The organism is Streptomyces viridochromogenes (genome assembly GCF_001270495.1).
In the GTDB taxonomy this organism is placed as follows: Bacteria; Actinomycetota; Actinomycetes; order Streptomycetales; family Streptomycetaceae; genus Streptomyces; species Streptomyces viridochromogenes_A.
On record NZ_LGUR01000195.1, the window covers coordinates 38272 to 52698 of the forward strand.

The 14427-nt window shown below is 70.7% G+C and carries 11 protein-coding genes; 9 read left to right on the plus strand and 2 right to left on the minus strand.

Annotation, left to right across the window (positions count from 1 at the left end):
- Window positions 1-24 precede the first annotated feature (24 nt).
- The 5 genes from ADK36_RS19615 to ADK36_RS19635 all read left to right on the plus strand — a co-directional run bounded on the left by ADK36_RS19615 (window position 25) and on the right by ADK36_RS19635 (window position 5541).
- Window positions 25-1131: a LacI family DNA-binding transcriptional regulator gene (locus ADK36_RS19615; protein WP_048584850.1), complete on the plus strand. Its 1107-nt coding sequence runs from the start codon at window positions 25-27 to the stop codon at window positions 1129-1131.
- A gap of 105 nt (window positions 1132-1236) precedes the next feature.
- Window positions 1237-2595, plus strand: coding sequence for an endo-1,4-beta-xylanase (locus ADK36_RS19620; protein ID WP_053198454.1), 1359 nt, complete (start codon window positions 1237-1239; stop codon window positions 2593-2595).
- 79 nt (window positions 2596-2674) lie between these two features.
- Window positions 2675-3751 carry an LCP family protein gene (locus ADK36_RS19625; RefSeq protein ID WP_078942667.1) on the plus strand — a complete coding sequence of 359 codons (1077 nt, stop codon included), beginning with the start codon at window positions 2675-2677 and terminating at the stop codon, window positions 3749-3751.
- Between the two features lie 120 nt (window positions 3752-3871).
- On the plus strand, window positions 3872-4228 hold the full coding sequence (locus tag ADK36_RS19630; protein ID WP_048584847.1) for a YciI family protein: 357 nt from the start codon (window positions 3872-3874) through the stop codon (window positions 4226-4228).
- A gap of 47 nt (window positions 4229-4275) precedes the next feature.
- On the plus strand, window positions 4276-5541 hold the full coding sequence (locus ADK36_RS19635; RefSeq protein WP_048584846.1) for an RNA polymerase sigma factor: 1266 nt from the start codon (window positions 4276-4278) through the stop codon (window positions 5539-5541).
- Between the two features lie 21 nt (window positions 5542-5562).
- Here ADK36_RS19635 and ADK36_RS19640 read toward each other — a convergent pair whose 3' ends face one another.
- A complete protein-coding gene (locus tag ADK36_RS19640) occupies window positions 5563-8898 on the minus strand; it encodes a WD40 repeat domain-containing protein (RefSeq protein ID WP_048584845.1) in 3336 nt (1111 codons plus the stop codon).
- Window positions 8899-8950: 52 nt separating this feature from the next.
- Window positions 8951-10129, minus strand: a complete 1179-nt coding sequence (locus ADK36_RS19645; protein ID WP_048584844.1) for a class I SAM-dependent methyltransferase — start codon at window positions 10127-10129, stop codon at window positions 8951-8953.
- Between the two features lie 90 nt (window positions 10130-10219).
- Between ADK36_RS19645 and ADK36_RS19650 the strand changes: the two genes are divergently transcribed.
- The 4 genes from ADK36_RS19650 (at window position 10220) to groL (ending at window position 14371) form a co-directional block, all read left to right on the plus strand.
- Window positions 10220-11224 carry a polysaccharide deacetylase family protein gene (locus ADK36_RS19650; RefSeq protein ID WP_078916534.1) on the plus strand — a complete coding sequence of 335 codons (1005 nt, stop codon included), beginning with the start codon at window positions 10220-10222 and terminating at the stop codon, window positions 11222-11224.
- Complete coding sequence (locus ADK36_RS19655) at window positions 11221-12093, plus strand: polysaccharide deacetylase family protein (protein ID WP_107086890.1); 873 nt, start codon at window positions 11221-11223, stop codon at window positions 12091-12093. Before ADK36_RS19650 ends, ADK36_RS19655 begins: the two co-directional genes overlap by 4 nt.
- A 226-nt stretch (window positions 12094-12319) precedes the next feature.
- Entirely contained in the window at window positions 12320-12628 is a 309-nt protein-coding gene (groES, locus tag ADK36_RS19660; protein WP_003998759.1) for a co-chaperone GroES, read from the plus strand.
- 117 nt (window positions 12629-12745) lie between these two features.
- Window positions 12746-14371 carry a chaperonin GroEL gene (groL, locus tag ADK36_RS19665; RefSeq protein WP_048584842.1) on the plus strand — a complete coding sequence of 542 codons (1626 nt, stop codon included), beginning with the start codon at window positions 12746-12748 and terminating at the stop codon, window positions 14369-14371.
- Window positions 14372-14427: the final 56 nt, after the last annotated feature.

Sequence of the window (14427 nt, forward strand, 5' to 3'; positions counted from 1 at the left end):
TCATGCAGGGATACGATCGCCGCCATGACTGCCCGTGAGCCCGCTGAAAGCCGGACGCCGCCGGGTGAAACCCGGAAGACACTGAGTGAAACCCGGACGACCTCACCGTCGGCCGGTCGGTCCACGCAGACCGCGACGCTCGCCGAGATCGCCCGCGAGGCCGGCGTGTCCGCGCCGACTGTTTCGAAGGTCCTCAACGGACGCGCCGACGTCGCCCCGGCCACCCGCACCCGGGTCGAGGAGCTGCTGCGCACCCACGGCTACCGCCGCCGACGCGCCGAGGCCAGCCGGTCCCCCCTGATCGACCTGGTCTTCCACGAGCTGGAGAGCGCGTGGGCGATGGAGGTCATCCGGGGGGTGGAGAACGTCGCCCGGGACGCCGGGCTGAGCGTCGTGCTCAGCGAGAGCGCCGGGCGGCTCACTCCCGGCCGTACCTGGGCCGACCAGGTCGCCGCCCGTCGCCCGCACGGCGTGATCCTCGTCCTGTCCGGCCTCGACGAGTCCCAGCGCGCCCTGCTGACCAGCCGCTCGGTCCCGTTCGTGGTGATGGACCCGGCGGGCGACCCGGGCGACGACGTGCCGTCCATCGGGGCGACCAACTGGCAGGGCGGGCTGGCCGCCACCCGGCATCTGGTCGATCTGGGGCACCGCAGGATCGGCGCGATCACCGGGCCGTCCCGGATGATGTGCAGCCGCGCCCGCATCGACGGCTACCGCGCCGCCCTGGAGACGGCCGGACTCCCGGTCGACCAGGACCTGATCCGACCCGGCGACTTCCACCACGAGACCGGCTACCGGCAGGGCCTGGAACTGCTGCGCCGCCCGGACCGGCCGACCGCCGTCTTCGCCGGCAACGACCTCCAGGCGCTCGGGCTGTACGAGGCCGCGCGCGAGCTGGGACTGCGGATTCCGGAGGACCTCAGCGTGGTCGGCTTCGACGATCTGCCGATCGCGCGCTGGGTAGGACCGCCGCTGACGACCGTACGGCAGCCGCTGACGGAGATGGCGGAGGCGGCGGCGAAGCTGGTCCTCGACCTCGCGCGGGAGGAGGGGACACCGGCGGCCACGCGGGTGGAGCTGGCGACCAGCTTGGTGGTGCGCAGCAGCACGGCGGCGCCCGACGGGACCTGAGTGGCCCAGGTGGCCGGAAGTTGACGTATTGACGGGTGGGGCGGTCGCCTCCACACTCCTCCGAAGTCAATCGGTTGCACGACCGAAACTTTCGGAGGCCCCGCCATGAGACCCTCCAGATCGTCACGTGCACGTCTTGCCGCGCTCCTCACCGGAGCCGCGGCTCTCCTGCTGACCCTGGGCGCCACCCCCGCCCAGGCTGCCGACCCGCCGCTGCGCGACCTCGCGGCCGCCAAGGGCAAGGTCATGGGCACGGCCGTCACCGGCTCCAAGCTCACCGGGACCTACGGCGACATCGCGGGCCGGGAGTTCAACGCGCTGACCCCCGGCAACGCCATGAAGTGGGGTTCCGTCGAGCCGACGCGTGGCACCTTCAACTGGGCCGAGGCCGACCAGATCGTGGCCTTCGCCGAGGCGCACGGCCAGCAGGTGCGCGGCCACACGCTGGTCTGGCACAGCCAGAACCCGAGCTGGCTGACGAACGGCAGCTGGACCCCGGCCCAGCTGGGCCAGCTGATGAACGACCACATCGCCACCGAAGTGGGCCGCTACAAGGGTCGGCTGGCGACCTGGGACGTGGTGAACGAGCCGTTCAACGAGGACGGCACCTACCGCCAGACCCTCTGGTACAACGGCCTCGGCGCCGACTACATCGCCCAGGCCCTGACCGCGGCCCGCGCCGCCGACCCGAGCGCCAAGCTCTACATCAACGACTACAACGTCGAGGGCGTCAACGCGAAGAGCACCGCCCTGTACAACCTGGTCAAGTCGCTGAAGGAGCGGGGCGTGCCGATCGACGGGGTAGGGCTCCAGGCCCACCTCATCCTCGGTCAGGTCCCGTCCACCCTGCAGCAGAACATCCAGCGGTTCGCCGATCTCGGCGTCGACGTGGCGATCACCGAGCTGGACATCCGTATGCAACTGCCGTCGGACAGCGCCAAGCTGACGCAGCAGGCCGCCGACTACAAGGCGGTCATGAACGCCTGCCTCGCGGTGTCCCGGTGCGTCGGCGTCACCGTCTGGGGCTTCACCGACTCCGACTCCTGGATCCCGAGCACCTTCCCCGGGCAGGGCGCGGCGACGCCGTACGACGAGAACTACGCGCCGAAACCGGCCTACCGGGCGATCGCCGAGTCGCTGGGCGGCGGCACGACGACACCGCCTCCCATGGACGAGTGCACGGCGACCTACAGCGTCACCAGCCAGTGGAACACCGGCTTCACCGGGCAGGTCCGGATCGCCTGCTCGGGGGCGGCGCTGTCGTCCTGGAAGGTGGGCTGGACGTACGGCGCGGGGCAGCAGCTCACGCAGGCGTGGAACGCGAGCTGTACGCAGTCGGGGGCGGCGGTCACCTGTTCCAACGCCTCGTACAACGCGACGGTTCCCGACGGTGGTTCGGTGACCTTCGGGTTCAACGGGTCGTGGAACGGGAGCAATCCGGTGCCGACGGTGACGCTGGGGTGAGGCAGCCCCGGGAAGTCTGAGAATTTCCGAAGAAAAGCCGCCCTGCCGTCCCTGCCCGTAATAATTCGGACGTACGTTCCTGCCTGTGACGGGACATGGCGCCAACGGGCGGGAAACGAACGGGGACCACGGCAGACGCGTGGGCCGGCGGTCCAGGGTGCTGAAGGCCGCCGGCCTCGTCCTCGCGGGCGGCCTGGTGCTGGGCGTGGGCACGGCAGGCTGGGCCTACTGGCACCTGAACGACAACATCAAGAGCGTCGACATCAACAGCGCGCTCGGCGACAACCGGCCGCCGAGGGGCGTGACGACGCCCTCACCGTCGTCCTCCGCCGCGGCCTCCCCGCTGCCGACCGGATCCCTGAACATCCTGGTCCTGGGCTCGGACTCGCGCAGCGGCGCGGAGAACCAGGAGTTGGGCGGCGGCAGCGGCACCGGAGCCCGCTCGGACACGGCGATGGTGGTCCACATCGACGCCGGCCGCACGGCGGCGACGGTCGTCAGCATCCCGCGCGACACCCTCGTCACCCGTCCGTCCTGCCCGCTGCCGTCGGGCGGCTCGACGGAGGTGGCCTACCGCACGATGTTCAACGGCGCGTACGCGGTCGGCGGCCCCGTGTGCGCGGTCAAGACGGTCGAGTCGCTCACGGACGTCCGCATGGACCACTACGTCGAGATCGACTTCTCGGGCTTCGCGAAGCTGGTGGACGCGCTGGGCGGCGTCACGGTCACGACCGACGAGGACATCGACGACGAGGACAGCCACCTGACCCTGGAGGCCGGCACCCACCGGCTGGACGGCACCACGGCCCTGGCCCTCGCCCGCACCCGGCACGGCATCGGCGACGGCAGCGACCTGGGCCGCATAGGCCTCCAGCAGAAGCTGGTGAAGGCCCTCCTGGACCAGATCTCCGCCACCGACCTGCTGACCGACCCGACCCGCCTCTACCGCGTCGCCGAAGCGGTGACGGACAGCCTGACGACGGACACGGGACTGGACTCCCTGAGCGAGCTGATGAGCCTGGGGGAGAGCCTGCGGGGCCTGTCGTCGGACACGGTGCGGACGGTGACGATGCCGGTGGCGCCGGCGCCGTCGGATCCCAACCGGGTGGTGGCGCGGGAGCCGGAGGCGGGGGATTTGTGGGAGTCGCTGCGGTGAGCGGAAAAGATCTTCGAAGAGAATCCGGGGAGCGTGTCGATCCGGGAGCCTCCCGTTCGACGCAGGAGTGAGAGGCCGGGAAGGACCCGGTCACCGCCCTTGAGTCCCTGAGGAGTCACCATGCCGCGTTACCTCTCCCTCGTCCGGATCGACGAGTCCACCGCGCCCGCCGAGGGCCCCAGCCCCGAGATGATGCAGCGCATGGGCGAACTGCTGGAAGAGATCACCAAGGCCGGCGTGATGCTCGACACCGCCGGGCTCACCCCGTCGGCGCAGGGCACCCGCGTGCACTGGGACGGTGCGAAGACCTCCGTCACCGACGGGCCCTTCACCGAGTCCAAGGAGGTCGTCGGCGGTTACGCGATCATGCAGTGCAAGGACAAGGCCGAGGCGCTGGAGTGGGCCTCGCGGTTCCTGAAGGTCCACGGCCCGGAATGGCAGGTCACCTGCGAGGTCCGGGAAATCGCCGAGGGCTGATCCGCCTTCCTTGGATCCACGGCCGTACGGGTGTTGCATGGTGGGCTGTGACCCCGCAGCCCACCGCAGACCCGCACGGCACCATCGAGACCGTCTTCCGTATCGAGTCCCCGCGCGTGATCGCCGCCGTCGCCCGGATGGTCCGCGACGTCGGCATCGCCGAGGAGCTCGCGCAGGACGCGCTGGTCGCCGCGTTGGAGCAGTGGCCCCGGGACGGGGTCCCCGACAACCCCGGCGCCTGGCTCATGGCCGCCGCCAAGCACCGCGCCGTGGACCTGATCCGCCGCCGGGAGAACTACGCCCGCAAGCTGGCCGAGATCGGCCGCGACCTGGAGACGACGGCGCCGCCCGAGGAACCGTCCGCCTCGTACGACCCTGACGACATCGACGACGACCTGCTCCGGCTGGTCTTCACCACCTGCCACCCGGTCCTGTCCGCCGAGGCCCGCATCGCCCTCACCCTGCGCCTCCTCGGCGGCCTGACGACACCCGAGATCGCCCGGGCGTTCCTGGTGCCGGAGGCCACGGTCGCCCAGCGCATCGTGCGGGCCAAGCGCACCCTCGCCACGAAGAACATCGCCTTCGAGGTGCCCTACGGCCCCGACCGCGAGGCCCGCCTCGACTCGGTCCTCGACGTCATCTACCTGATCTTCAACGAGGGTTACGCCGCCACGGCCGGTGACGACTGGCTGCGCCCGGCACTGTGCGAGGACGCGCTGCGCCTGGCCCGTCTGCTGGCCGGACTGATGCCGAAGGAGCCCGAGGTGCACGGCCTGGCCGCCCTCCTCGAATTCCAGTCGTCCCGCGCGGCGGCCCGCACCGGCCCGTCCGGCGAACCGATCCTCCTCAAGGACCAGAACCGCCGCCGCTGGAACCGCATGCTCCTCGCCCGCGGCATCACAGCACTGGACCGCGCGGGCGCCACGGCCACCGGCGCCCCCGGCCCGTACGCCCTCCAGGCCGCGATCGCCGCCTGCCACGCGCACGCGTACACGTACGAGGAGACCGACTGGCGGACCATCGCCACCCTGTACGGCCTGCTGGCCGCGCGATCCCCTTCCCCCGTCGTCGAGTTGAACCGCGCGGTCGCCGTGTCGATGGCGGAGGGGCCGGAGCCCGCGCTGGAGATCGTCGACGCGATCGCCTCCGCACCGGCCCTGCGGGAGTACCACCTGCTGCCGAGCGTGCGGGGTGACCTGCTCCTGCGTCTCGGCCGTACGGCGGAGGCCCGGGCGGAGTTCGAGCGGGCGGCGGGGCTTACGCGTAACGAGCCGGAGCGGGAGATGTTGTTGAGGCGGGCTGCGGAGTGCTGAGCGCTGCCGGGTTAGCAGTGATCACTCTCCGGCTCGGAAGTCCAGCCAGCTGGGGTCCGTCTGCCACAGTCGCAGGGTCCGGTCGGCGCTGACGGTGGCGAGCAGCTCGCCGCCCGGGCTGAAGGCCAGGGTATTGATCAAGCCCGTATGCCCCCTCAGAGTGGCGGTCCGGACCGGCTCGCCATAGGGGCAGTGCCAGATGTGCACTGTGTGTTCGTACCTGTCGACGGCGGCCAGGATCGGGGCTGTGGGACTGACGGCCACGACGTAGGCGGCTGGGCACCAGGGCGTTTCCCGCCAAGGCGCTTCCCGGCTGGAGCGCGTCCACAGCCCCGCACGGTACTCCCCGTCGGCGCCATCGCCCGTGTCGAAGGCGAGCAGGCCGTGCCGCCAGTTGGCGGAGAGGTCGTAGTACCTGTTGTCCTCGCCCTTTCGGCGTGTTTCGGCCAGCGGTTGTCCCTCCCGTTCCAGTGACGGCACGGAATGTCGCCAGACCCGGCCGGTGTCATCAAGGGTGACCGGCCTGCCTTCCGGGTCGAAAAGAAGTGATGCTGTACCGCCGGAATTATGAGCCACCTCGTGGGAGACAGGCGTGCCGGTGAATTCGTGATCGTTTCCCGTCTTCCAGAGCCGCAGCACCTTGCCCTCGCTGACAATCAGGAGTTCGCCCTGGTGAGAGAACTTCACATCAGGTGAGCCTTCTCTGTTCTTGAGGAGTCTCTTTGTGCGAACCCTGTTCTTCGTGTGCCAGACTTCCGTTGCGGCGTCGTCGCTGACGATGAGTTGTGGACGGAAAGGGTGATGAGCCAGGCCCCGCACCGCCGGCTCGTGTCGGGGTTTACCCCGAACCTGGTGTTTCCCGAGAGGCAGCGGGTGCTCCTCGTAATCCCACAGCCAGACCGATCCGTCCGCAGCGCCGACCGCGATACTCGTCTGCTGTCCCGGAATGAAGGCCAGCGCCGTAAGTTCCGTGTGTGCCGGAAAAACCCTGAAACTCTCGTCCCGAGTGCTGCTGCCGACGGCAGCCGTAATAGCGGTGGCCGCCCCGGCCGTGAGAACGACCCGGCGCCGGAGGATTCTGCCGCTCGTCGCGTCCGGGTGTCCGTCCGTGTACGTCGGCCGGCCCGCGAGCGTCTCCTGTAGCCGGACATGCCGAAACTGGTAGACGCCACCGGACTGACGCAGGAGTTCCCTGCGCCGGGCGTCGGCCAGAAACTCCATCAGCCGCAGCGGAAGTCGCCGCCGCGCCGCGAGGAAGAGCCGGACCAGAACAAAGCGGGGCCAGGCCCGGGTCAGCAGGAGCAGGAGCGCGAACACGGTCCCCGGAAGCGCGACGGTCAGCCCGACCCGCACGGAAGTGTGGTCGCCGAACGTCTCCATCACCGCGTGCCACTTGTCCGGGGCCAGGAGCGCGAGGTTCCGGATTCCGGGCCAGCCCACCCAGTCGTTGACCTCGCGATTGAGCCACGCGCCCGTGAACACCCCGGCGTACCAGCCCAGTAGCCCGGTGGCGGCTACGACGCTCCCCGCGACGGCCGCTCCGGTGAGGGCGGAAGCGCGGTCCTGGGTGACCGAGTTCGTGGGACTGACCTGCGTCGCATGGTGCGGGGGCGCGTTGAGCCAGTTGTGCGCGGCCAGCGCGAGGCCAATGATGATCAGCAGGCTCAGACCGGTCATGACCATCTCGTAGTAGAACTCCACGGCGCCGAAAGAACCGGCACCCCCCTCGCTGTCCAGCGCGACGAAACTGGTCACGCCGACGAGCACGGGAGCCACGGCGAACGCCGTGAGCATGGCCCCGTTGCGGAATCCGCGTCTGAGCCGGCCCATCGACCCCTGGACGGAGAACAAGAGACGTCCGGGCGGCCGCCCCGGGGCGGTGTACCACACGATCGTCGACAGCAGCGCGAAGCCGCCGGCGACGGAACCGGCGATCACGGGCAAGGCGCCGGTGGTGTTCTCCCCGAGCGCACGGGTGCCCATGATCCAGGCGACGGAGCCGATCCCGAGGACCAGACCGGCGACGACACCGAGAGCGGGCGCGAACCACGGTTTCAGCAACCGCTCGCTCATCCGCCACCAGGCGAGGTCGCGTTCCCGGTGGTCGTGCAGGTAGCAGGCGAGGAACGTCAGCCACCTGCGGGCCTGTTCGGCGGTCCAGCGACCGTCCCGCCCGGAGTCGGGGAGCCGGGGGTGGGGGGCGTACGCGGCGTCGACCAGGTGCTCGGTCAGATGCTGCTCGACGGCGTACTGGCAGTCGAACCGTGAACGGTCCAGCAACTCCGCCGGATCCAGCCCGAGCCGTTCGTGGACGAGGCGCGCCGAGGTCACCATCAGGGGCGTGGACAGCGCCGTGGCGACCGGGCTGCCGGGCTCGGAGCGCAGGTGGGCGTAGACCGGGGTCCAGTCGGTGCCCGCCGGCCAGTCCACGTCCCGCAGATAGGCGATCGCGTCACCGGGCGCGACGGGGCAGACCTCGATGACCGGCGCCTCGCGCAGGGTGGGGGCGCCGCCGCGGATCAGGTCCTCGTACTCGGCCGCCCGGCACGTGACCACGACGGGGCGCTCGGCTCCGATCGCCGCGTTGATTCCCCGGATGGCGCTGCGGCGGGCGGACTCCGGGATCTCGTCCAGACCGTCCAGTACGGGCACGAGCAGGCCGTGCGTGAGCAGTGCGCGGGGGATCTCCGGACGACCGCTGTAGTGGGGCTCCGCCAGTGTGGTGATGATCCAGTCGTCGAGAGGCTGGCGGACCGGGTCCCAGGAGGAGGCGGTCAGCAGGACGGGGACGGGGCCACCGGCCTCACGCGTGCCGAGCAGGCCGAGGGTGAGCAGGATCGCGAGCACGCTCTTGCCGGAGCCCGGTTCGCCGATGGCGACCAGCCGGCCGTTGGGCAACTGGGTGTATCCGTGGGCCAGTCGACTGGTCGTTTCGTCGAAGCGGCCGTCGAGCCTGCCGTTGAGGCGCATGCGCAGCGTGCGGGCGTTGGCGGTGCGCGGCAGGTGGGTGACCGCCCGCTCGGTGGCCTTCCACGCGAGCGGCAGGACGCGCGGGTCGCGCAGGCCCCGGGCGGTGGCCTCCTCCAGCCACTGCTCCTTGAGGACGAGGGCGAGGTCGTCTGCGAGTGCGGCCGGGTTCAGGGGAGCCGGCTCCTGGCGGAAGAAGTCGACCAGCGCGAGGAAGAGGGTGACGAGGCCGACGAACAGGCTTCCCACCGTGGCCACGAAAGCCGAGTCGTTCTCGTCGCTGAAGATCAGCATCCAGCCACCGAGTCCCGCGCAGGTGACCGCGGTGGACACGAGCAGAACACGGCGGATCAGCCGCCTGCGGGCGCGGTTGAGAGCACTCCAGGTCACGGCAGCATGGTGAGCCGCCCTGGTCGGAGGCGTCCGGGAGAGCCCGGGGCTGTCACCCCAACGGGTGGCCGACCAGCATCGTCGGCGCCCCCGCCACCCGAGTAAGGAACACCGTCGCCGAGTTGGGCCCCTGGGGCTTGACCTTCTTGCGCAGCTCCTCCGGCTCGACGGCCGACCCCCGCTTCTTCACGGTCAGGATCCCGACTTCGCGTTCCCGCAGCAGGGCCTTCAACTTCTTGACGTTGAAGGGGAGTTGGTCGGTGATCTCGTACGCCGTCGCATACGGTGTGGCGCGCGGCTCGTCCGCCGTGACGTACGCGATCGTCGCGTCGACGAGCCCGCCGTCCAGCTGCTGGGCGACCTCGGCCACGAGATGGGCGCGGATGACGGCGCCGTCGGGCTCGTACAAGTACCGCCCGACGGGCCGGACTTCGGGGTCGGGGAGACCGCTGGAAAGCAGCGAGCGCGGCCCTGGCAGCAGGGTGGCCCGCACGGCGCCCGGGGCGATGCCGGTGCCGAACCAGAGCACCGCCTCCTTCACGTCCCCGCTGTCCGAGATCCACTCGGCCTCGGCGTCCTCCGGGATCGCCTCGTGGGGGATGCCGGGCGCGATCTTCAGAGCGGCCCGCGGGGCCTTGCCGGCCGCCTCCACGGCCCAGGACAGCGGCGGCGAGTATGCCTCGGGGTCGAAGATCCGGCCGCGGCCGCCCCGCCGGGCCGGGTCGACGAACACGGCGTCGTAGCCGGTCGTGTCGACGCCCATGACATCCGCCTCGTGCACCTCGACGAGGCCGGCGAGTCCCAGAGCCTCCACATTCGCCCGCGCCACCGCCACCGTCACCGGATCCCGGTCCACCGCCAGCACCCGGATCCCGGCCCGCGCCAACGCGATCGCGTCGCCTCCGATCCCGCAGCACAGGTCGGCCACCGAGCCCACCCCCAGCTCCTTCATCCGGCCGGCCCGGTACGTCGCCACGCTCGCCCGGGTCGACTGCTCGACCCCGTTCGGCGTGAAGAACATCCGCCCCGCGTCCGCCGCCCCGAACTTCGCCACCGCCCGCTGCCGCAGCCGTGCCTGCCCGAGGGCCGCGGACACCAGCTCGGCGGGGTGCTCGCGGCGCAGGCGGGTGGCGACGGCGAGTTCCTCGGCGGGATCGGTGTCGCGTACGGCGTCGAGGAGGGCGCGGCCCTCGGGGGTGCGGAGGGAGGAGAGGGAGGCGAGGTCGTTCACCGGGCCATTGTCGGCCAGTCGGTGGATGGTCCGCCGCCGGCGGCGGTGTCGGCCGGGCTTCGGGACGACTGCCTGCGAAGATCCGGCACCATGCGACTAGTAGTACAAAATGACAAAAGTCACCCCAATGGGGCAGTCGTCAGGCGCCGTCGTGGGACACCCGGGCGTGCCCGGTTCCGTGGCGGAATCGCCGCGCTCGCCGTCGCGGCCATCGCCGCAGGGTGTGCACCGGCCGGCGACCCCGGGGGCCCGGGCGCCCCACACGGTGCCGGGACCGCACGCCCCACCCCGAGCCGGCAGCCCCTCAAGGCGCCGCCCCCGGCCGCCACCCCGGACCCGCACACCAAGAAGTTCCGGTCGGGGAAGTCCGCCCTCGCCGCCCGCGCCGCCGCGGCCAGACGCTGGGGCCTGGCGAGGATCCCGCTCACGCCCCCGCCGCCCCCCGCCGCCAAGCCGAAGATCACCACCCGTGAGGGCTTCGAGGTGGACGGACACGAGGAGCTCGGCCTCCCGCCGGTCTTCACCACCATCCCCACCAGGCAGCGGGTCGTCTTCCTCACGATCGACGACGGCGCCGAGAAGGACCCGGCCTTCCTGCGGATGATGAGCGACCTCCAGGTCCCGTACACCGCCTTCCTCAGCGACTACCTGATCAAGGACGACTACGGCTACTTCGGGCGGATGCAGCGTGCCGGCGTCGTCCTGAACAACCACACCCTCCACCACCCCTACCTCCCGGCGCTCTCCTACCGCCGCCAGCAGTACGAGATCTGCGCCATGCAGGACGTGATCGAGGAGCGCTACGGCAAGCGGCCGCTGCTCTTCCGCCCGCCCTTCGGGAACTACAACAGGAACAGCCTGCGCGCCGCGAAGTCGTGCGGCATCAAGTACGTCCCGCTGTGGAACGAGGAGGTCTTCGTCGACCGCTGGGACTACCGCGAGTGGGACCGGAAGATCCGACCGGGTGACATCGTCCTCACGCACTTCCGGGGCCGGGCCGACTGGAAGGGCACAATGCCCGACATGATCCGCCGGTTCCTGAACAAGGTCACGGCCGAGGGGTACGCGGTGGCCCGGCTGGAGGACTACCTGTGAGGCCGACGCCGGGGCCGGGACCGGGGCCGCGCGCTCCGCAGGCCGTGCTCGCGGCCGTGCTCGCGGCCGTGCTGGTCCTGGCGTCCGCCCTGCTCAGCGGCTGCGCCCGGCCGGCCGGTTCGGTCGCTCCCGGCGCAGGACCGGGCGAGGCGGCGGCGCAAAGCGCCCGCTCGGCGAAGGGCCAGACGCACACGGCACAGCCGTATCGCCACTGGGGCCTGACCGCCCCGCTCCCCGCGCCGCCGTCCCCGCCCGCCCGGCGGCTGCGGCTGCCCGGCGGCACCCCGCTGCCCGTCGTGCACCGCGTCCCCACCCGCGACAAGGTCGTCTTCCTCACCTACGACGACGGCGCCGAGAAGGATCCCCGCTTCGTCGACATGGTCCGTGAACTACGGCTGCCCGTCAGCATGTTCCTCACGGACAGCGTGGTAGGCCCGGGCTACGGCCACTTCGCGCGCCTGCGCTCGGTGGGCGCGTCCCTGCAGAACCACACCCTCGACCACGCCGCCCTGCGCGGCCTGCCGTACGGCGGCCAGCGCGCCGAGATCTGCGGCCAGCAGAACAAGCTCCGCGCCCGCTTCGGCATCCGCCCCCGCCTCTTCCGGCCGCCCTACGGCACGTACGACTCCACCACGCTCCGCGCGGCGGCGGACTGCGGGATCACGGCGGTGGTGCTGTGGCGGGCGGCGATGGAGGGCGACGGCGGGCTGACGTACGCGCACGGCCCCGGACGGCTGCGGGCCGGCGACATCGTCTCCGTCCCGTCGGGCGAGCCCGCCGGACTGACCCTGAAGGAGCGGACGACGAGGCTGCTGCGGGAGGTTCAGGGGCGGGGGCTGACGGTGGGCCGGTTGGAGGACTACATCTGACGGGACTTTTTGCCGAAGCGGAGGTCCGCAGGCGGCGGCCCCCGGGGACGCGACTGGCACTCCGCTTGACCGAGTGCTAATCGCGGTCATAGTCTCGGGTCTGGCACTCCCCCCTGGAGAGTGCCAACTACGCGACGGGCAGGTCCGGCACCCGCGACGACGGATCCACCTGGTCGCCACCTCAGACAGTTAACCCCGTGAGATCTCCGAAGGGGGAGGTCGGATCGTGACGACCACCAGCTCCAAGGTTGCCATCAAGCCGCTCGAGGACCGCATTGTGGTCCAGCCGCTCGACGCCGAGCAGACCACCGCCTCTGGCCTGGTCATCCCGGACACCGCCAAGGAGAAGCCCCAGGAGGGCGTCGTCCTGGCCGTGGGCCCGGGCCGCTTCGAGAACGGCGAGCGCCTGCCGCTCGACGTCAAGACCGGCGACATCGTGCTGTACAGCAAGTACGGCGGCACCGAGGTGAAGTACAACGGCGAGGAGTACCTCGTCCTCTCGGCTCGCGACGTGCTCGCGATCATCGAGAAGTAATTCATCTCAAGCAATTTGCTTGTGAGCTGCGCCCCGGGCCCCCGCGACCTTATGAAGCCGGGCGTCTGGGGCGCAGTTCGTTTCACCCACGTTTTCCGAGAGGGCTGAACCGCTCCCATGGCGAAGATCCTGAAGTTCGACGAGGACGCCCGTCGCGCCCTCGAGCGCGGCGTCAACAAGCTTGCCGACACGGTCAAGGTGACGATCGGCCCCAAGGGCCGCAACGTCGTCATCGACAAGAAGTTCGGCGCGCCCACCATCACCAACGACGGTGTCACCATCGCCCGTGAGGTCGAGGTCGAGGACCCGTACGAGAACCTCGGCGCCCAGCTGGTGAAGGAGGTGGCGACCAAGACCAACGACATCGCGGGCGACGGTACGACCACCGCCACCGTGCTGGCCCAGGCGCTGGTCCGCGAGGGCCTGAAGAACGTCGCCGCCGGTGCCTCCCCGGCCGCCCTGAAGAAGGGCATCGACGCGGCGGTCGCCGCGGTCTCCGAGGAGCTCCTCGCGACCGCCCGCCCGATCGACGAGAAGTCCGACATCGCCGCCGTCGCCGCGCTGTCCGCCCAGGACCAGCAGGTCGGCGAGCTCATCGCCGAGGCGATGGACAAGGTCGGCAAGGACGGTGTCATCACCGTCGAGGAGTCCAACACCTTCGGTCTGGAGCTGGACTTCACCGAGGGCATGGCCTTCGACAAGGGCTACCTGTCGCCGTACTTCGTGACGGACCAGGAGCGCATGGAGGCCGTCCTGGAGGACCCGTACATCCTCATCAACCAGGGCAAGATCTCCTCCATCCAGGACCTGCTGCCGCTGCTGGAGAAGGTCATCCAGGCCGGTGCCTCCAAGCCGCTGCTGATCATCGCCGAGGACGTCGAGGGCGAGGCCCTGTCGACCCTGGTCGTCAACAAGATCCGCGGCACCTTCAACGCGGTCGCCGTCAAGGCCCCCGGCTTCGGTGACCGCCGCAAGGCGATGCTCCAGGACATGGCGACGCTGACCGGCGCCGAGGTCATCTCCGAGGAGGTCGGCCTCAAGCTCGACCAGGTCGGCCTGGAGGTGCTGGGCTCCGCCCGCCGCATCACGGTCACCAAGGACGACACGACGATCGTCGACGGCGCCGGCAAGTCCGAGGCCGTCCAGGGCCGTGTCGCCCAGATCAAGGCCGAGATCGAGAACACCGACTCCGACTGGGACCGCGAGAAGCTCCAGGAGCGCCTCGCCAAGCTGGCCGGCGGCGTGTGCGTGATCAAGGTCGGCGCCGCCACCGAGGTGGAGCTGAAGGAGAAGAAGCACCGTCTGGAGGACGCCATCTCCGCGACCCGCGCCGCGGTCGAGGAGGGCATCGTCTCCGGTGGTGGCTCCGCGCTGGTCCACGCCGTCAAGGTCCTGGAGGGCAACCTCGGCAAGACCGGCGACGAGGCCACCGGTGTCGCGGTCGTCCGCAAGGCCGCCGTCGAGCCGCTGCGCTGGATCGCCGAGAACGCCGGCCTGGAGGGTTACGTCATCACCTCCAAGGTCGCCGAGCTCGACAAGGGCCAGGGCTTCAACGCCGCCACCGGCGAGTACGGCGACCTGGTCAAGTCCGGCGTCATCGACCCGGTCAAGGTCACCCGCTCCGCCCTGGAGAACGCCGCCTCCATCGCCTCCCTGCTCCTGACGACCGAGACCCTGGTCGTCGAGAAGAAGGAAGAGGAAGAGCCGGCCGCCGCGGGCCACGGCCACGGCCACGCCCACTGAGCCAAGCGCTCACAGCGTGCAGCGAGAAGGCCCCGCCTCCGCACTCAGGTGCGGGA

Bases quoted from the DNA above. Each gene is read 5' to 3' on its own strand.
- groL (WP_048584842.1), top strand. From the start codon at position 12,746: ATGGCGAAGATCCTGAAGTTCGACGAGGACGCCCGTCGCGCCCTCGAG.
- ADK36_RS19630 (WP_048584847.1), top strand. From the start codon at position 3,872: ATGCCGCGTTACCTCTCCCTCGTCCGGATCGACGAGTCCACCGCGCCC.
- ADK36_RS19620 (WP_053198454.1), top strand. From the start codon at position 1,237: ATGAGACCCTCCAGATCGTCACGTGCACGTCTTGCCGCGCTCCTCACC.
- ADK36_RS19615 (WP_048584850.1), top strand. From the start codon at position 25: ATGACTGCCCGTGAGCCCGCTGAAAGCCGGACGCCGCCGGGTGAAACC.
- ADK36_RS19650 (WP_078916534.1), top strand. From the start codon at position 10,220: ATGCGACTAGTAGTACAAAATGACAAAAGTCACCCCAATGGGGCAGTC.